The 4,450-nt window shown below is 29.9% G+C and carries 3 protein-coding genes; 1 reads left to right on the top strand and 2 read right to left on the bottom strand.

What is annotated here, in order from left to right; genetic code table 11:
* Nucleotides 1-152: 152 nt before the first annotated feature.
* Nucleotides 153-866 (bottom strand): LytTR family DNA-binding domain-containing protein, encoded by a 714-nt coding sequence (locus PHC28_RS16105; RefSeq protein ID WP_300103067.1) that lies wholly within the window; start codon nt 864-866, stop codon nt 153-155.
* 63 nt (nt 867-929) lie between these two features.
* Nucleotides 930-1,730, bottom strand: a complete 801-nt coding sequence (locus PHC28_RS16100) for a sensor histidine kinase (RefSeq protein WP_367278054.1) — start codon at nt 1,728-1,730, stop codon at nt 930-932.
* Nucleotides 1,731-2,116: 386 nt separating this feature from the next.
* Between PHC28_RS16100 and PHC28_RS16095 the strand changes: the two genes are divergently transcribed.
* Nucleotides 2,117-4,366: a GH92 family glycosyl hydrolase gene (locus tag PHC28_RS16095; protein WP_300103061.1), complete on the top strand. Its 2,250-nt coding sequence runs from the start codon at nt 2,117-2,119 to the stop codon at nt 4,364-4,366.
* Nucleotides 4,367-4,450 lie beyond the last annotated feature (84 nt).

Here is a 4,450-nt window from a genome sequence, read left to right as displayed (position 1 = left end):
ATGTTTGGTTGCATTTTTTTTTTTTTTTTACTACATCAAGACTTTGTAACGTATTATTTGTAACGTTTTACTTTAAAGAAAAATAGTAGATAAGATATTATCTATTTTTAAAACTTCAATGTTACGTTTTCGGAGTGATTTTTCAAGAAATTTTAGATAGCCGAATTTAGAATTCTTTGTTTAACATCATCTATGTACGATCTGCCAATTACGTATCTAAGTCCTTCTATTTCTATACTATTTCCTTCTACAGCATCTATTTTATCAATAGCTATGGTGTAAGATCTATGTATTCTTATAAAATCTCTTTCGGGTAATAAGTTAGTAAAATCGGCAAGGGTACTATGGATGATGTATTTACCTGTTAGTGTGTTTATTTTTAAATAATCTTTTAGGCTTTCAATAACTAAAATTTCATTCAAAAAAATCTTCTTCATTTTCTTTTTATCGATTTTTACAAAAATAAAAGGATTTTCTTTACTGTTTTCTTGAGGAATTTTATTTGTACCCTCAAGCCTTTTGTTAATCTTATTTACGGCTTTCATCAGCCTAGGAAATTCAATAGGTTTTACTAAATAATCCAAAACGTCTAATTCATAAGTTTCTATGGCAAATTGGTCGTAGGCACTCGTGATAATTAGTAATGGTGGGTTTTCTAAGCTTTTTATGAAATTTATTCCATCTAAAACGGGCATATTAATGTCTAGAAAAATCACATCAATACTATTATTTTTTAAAAAATTCAAGCCTTCTATGGGGTTACTAAAGGTATTAATCAATTCAAAATTTTCAATATGCTCCAAATGATTCTTAATAACATTAATTGCTAAAGGTTCGTCATCTATAATCAGGCATTTAATTTTCATTTTTTTTTATAATTTTTAGGAATCAAAATAGTTGAAAATGTTGTGTTTAAAAAAAAGTTTATTTTAGGAAACTTTAATTTTAAGTTTTACAACAAAAATATTCTTTTTATTTTTAATAGTTAGTTTGTAATCGTTTTTGTTGTATCCCAATTCAAGTCTTTTTTTTACATTTTCAATTCCTATACCACTTGATTTATTAAAATTATCAACATGTTTGGTTACTGTTGGCATTGGGTTTGAAACCGAAAAATAGAGAAAATCTTCTTTAATTTTGAAGTTGATATCAATTTTAACATTTCCAACATTTTTATTAGCACCATGTTTAAAAGAATTTTCTATAAATGTCAGTAATAGCATAGGCGAAATTTCTTTGTCTTGAATATCTCCAGAAATATACATATTTACTTCCAGTCTTTCATCATGTCGAATTCGTTCTAAATCTAAGTAGTTTTGAATGCAAAGGATTTCATTTCCTAAGGTTTGTTTTTTACTCTGAGTTTCATAAAGCATATAGCGCATTAGCTCAGATAGTTTTAAAATTATTTTAGGCGTTTTATTAGATTTTTCAACGGATAAAGAGTAAATGTTATTTAATGTGTTAAAGAAAAAGTGAGGAGATATTTGTGATTTTAAAAAAAGTAACTCTGTTTCTAAATTTGATTTTTCAAGATCAGTTACTCTTTTATGCTCTTTTATGAAATCTAAAGTGATTTTAATGGCTGTCACAAACGTGATGACATAAAGTTCGCCTATCATCATATCTATAGTATAGTTTAATGATAATTTTTCTATATGTTCAGGACCTTCTGGCCAAACATCATGGCCGATGAGAAAATAAGTGAGGTTAAATTTTATAAGTACCATACTAAATAAGGCAATTAATAAAATAAAAATATAAAGAGTGTACTTTCTTTTATAAACCAAATTAGGCATGAGCACTAAGATATTCAAATAACACAATGTCATGTGAATTGGGAATCCTAACAAGTTAGATTTGAATGAGTATAGATAATCATTAAAGTAGCTTCCCCATCTAAAAGTATTAAATACAAAGTAAATTAACCAAAATACGATATGGTAGTGTAATGGTATTTTTTGAAATTTGTTTGAATTGAAAATCATTTTTAAATTTTTGAGTTTTTAATGTCTTTTTTGTGGTGTTTAGGGCTGTTTTTTTGTTGTCTGTCTAAAATTGTTTTAACTCAGGTCAAATTTATATAAATTTAATCTTAAATTTAAGAATATCGTATATGAAGAATATTGCTTTACTTGTTTTAACTGCAATTTTAATTTCAAGTTGTAAATCAAATAGTGACAAAATAATCAGTAATAATGAAAATTTAATCACAAAAGTTAATCCTTTTATTGGCACAGGTGGTCATGGTCATACTTATCCAGGAGTAACAATTCCTTTTGGAATGCTTCAAGTAAGCCCTGATAATGGTGTTTCAAAGTGGGATTGGTGTTCAGGTTATCATTATTCAGATTCAATAGTTGCAGGTTTTAGTCATTTGCATTTGAGCGGTACTGGAATTGGCGATTTGGCCGATATTTTGTTTATGCCAATAAATAAAAAGGTAAATATAAGTTTGCAACCCGCTTCTCGAGATTTACTTTCTTATAAGTCAACTTACAGTCATTCTAATGAGACTTCAATGCCAGGTTATTATCAAGTTTTTCTTGAAACTCCAAAAATTAATGTCGAATTAACTTCCTCAAAACGTACTGCTTTTCATAAATATACATTTGCAAAAAATGATATGCAATCTGTAGTTGTAGATTTAGGTTTTGCTATCAATTGGGATAAAGCAACACAGTCAGGAATCACGATTGAAAATGAAACGACTATAAGCGGCTATCGTTATAGTACAGGTTGGGCAAAAAATCAAAAAGTTTTTTTTGTAGCTAAATTTTCGAAACCAATTTCAGGACAGGAATTAATTGTTGATGGAAAAATAAGTAAAGGAACCACAACTTCTGGCGAAAAAGTAACAACACAATTATTCTTTAAAGATAATAAAAACAATGAGTTGTATGTAAAAGTAGCCTTATCATCGGTTAGTGTGGCTAATGCTAAAGATAATCTGGAAGAAGGAGATTTTGAAAATGTAAAATCTGAAACCAAAACCATTTGGAACAATGCTTTATCAAAAATAGAAGTGGAAACGCCTATTGACTCTCTCAAGACAATGTTTTACACAGCTATATATCATGCACAATTAGCTCCAGTAACGTATAGTGATAAAAACGGTGAATTTAGGAGAGAAGATGATCAAATCATAACGGCTAAAAATTATACAGCTTATTCCACTTTATCACTTTGGGATACTTTTAGAGCCGAAAATCCTTTATTGACTTTACTTGCTCCAGACAAAGTTTCGGATATTGTCAATTCGATGTTGGCTTATTATGAGACTAAAAAAATATTACCAGTTTGGACATTATTTGCCAATGAAACCAATACGATGACGGGCTATCATTCTATTCCTGTAATTGTTAATGCCTATAAAAACGGAATCAAAGGTTTTGATGTTGAAAAAGCATATCAAGCTATGAAAACCACGATGATGCAAGACGATCGTGGATTGAATTTGTATAAAAAATACGGTTACATTCCTTATGAATTATTAGACGAATCAGTAACTATTACTTTAGAATATGCTTATGACGATTGGTGTGTGGCACAAATGGCAAAAGCTTTAGGAAAAGAAGATGATTATGCTTTTTTTCTAAAACGTTCTCAAGCTTATCGCTATTTATTTGATCCTAAAACAGGATTTATGAGAGGTAAATCTAAAGATGGAAAATCTTGGGACGAACCTTTTGATCCCAAACATTCCAATCACAGAGAACATACCGATTATACCGAAGGAAATGCTTGGCAACACAGTTGGTTTGTGCCTCAAGATGTAGATGGTTTTATTGCATTGCATAGTGGAGATGCTATTTTTGCCAAACGTTTAGAGCAATTATTTACTGAGAGTTCAGAAATCACAGGAAATAATGTTTCGGCAGATATTTCGGGATTAATTGGACAATATGCTCACGGAAACGAGCCGAGTCATCACATTGCTTATATGTTCAACCATGCGCATCAACCATGGCGAACACAATATTGGGTACGTCATATTTTAGATACCCAATACAATACTACTCCAAATGGTTTGAGCGGAAATGAAGATTGTGGTCAAATGTCGGCTTGGTATGTATTTAGTTCGATGGGCTTGTATCCAATGAATCCAGCTTCTGGCGATTATGAAATTGGAAGTCCTATTTTCGATAAATCTACTATTCATCTTCAGGATGGAAAAACTTTTAGTATTGAAGCCGAAAATGTTTCAGATAAGAATTTCTATATTCAATCGGCAACGCTAAATGGTGTCGTATTTAATCAATCATCAATCTCACATAAACAGTTATTACAAGGTGGTATTTTGCATTTTGTTATGGGGTCTGAGCCCAATAAAAGTTGGGGTTTAACAAATAAAATAGCAAATTAATGAATAGTATTGATGTATCAATAATAGTTTTTTATATTCTATTAACAATAGGTATTGGAGTTTGGATTTCAAGAAAAGCCTCTC

The organism is Flavobacterium sp., assembly GCF_028712645.1.
Lineage (GTDB): Bacteria > Bacteroidota > Bacteroidia > Flavobacteriales > Flavobacteriaceae > Flavobacterium.
This window is presented reverse-complemented; position numbering and strand designations above follow the sequence as displayed.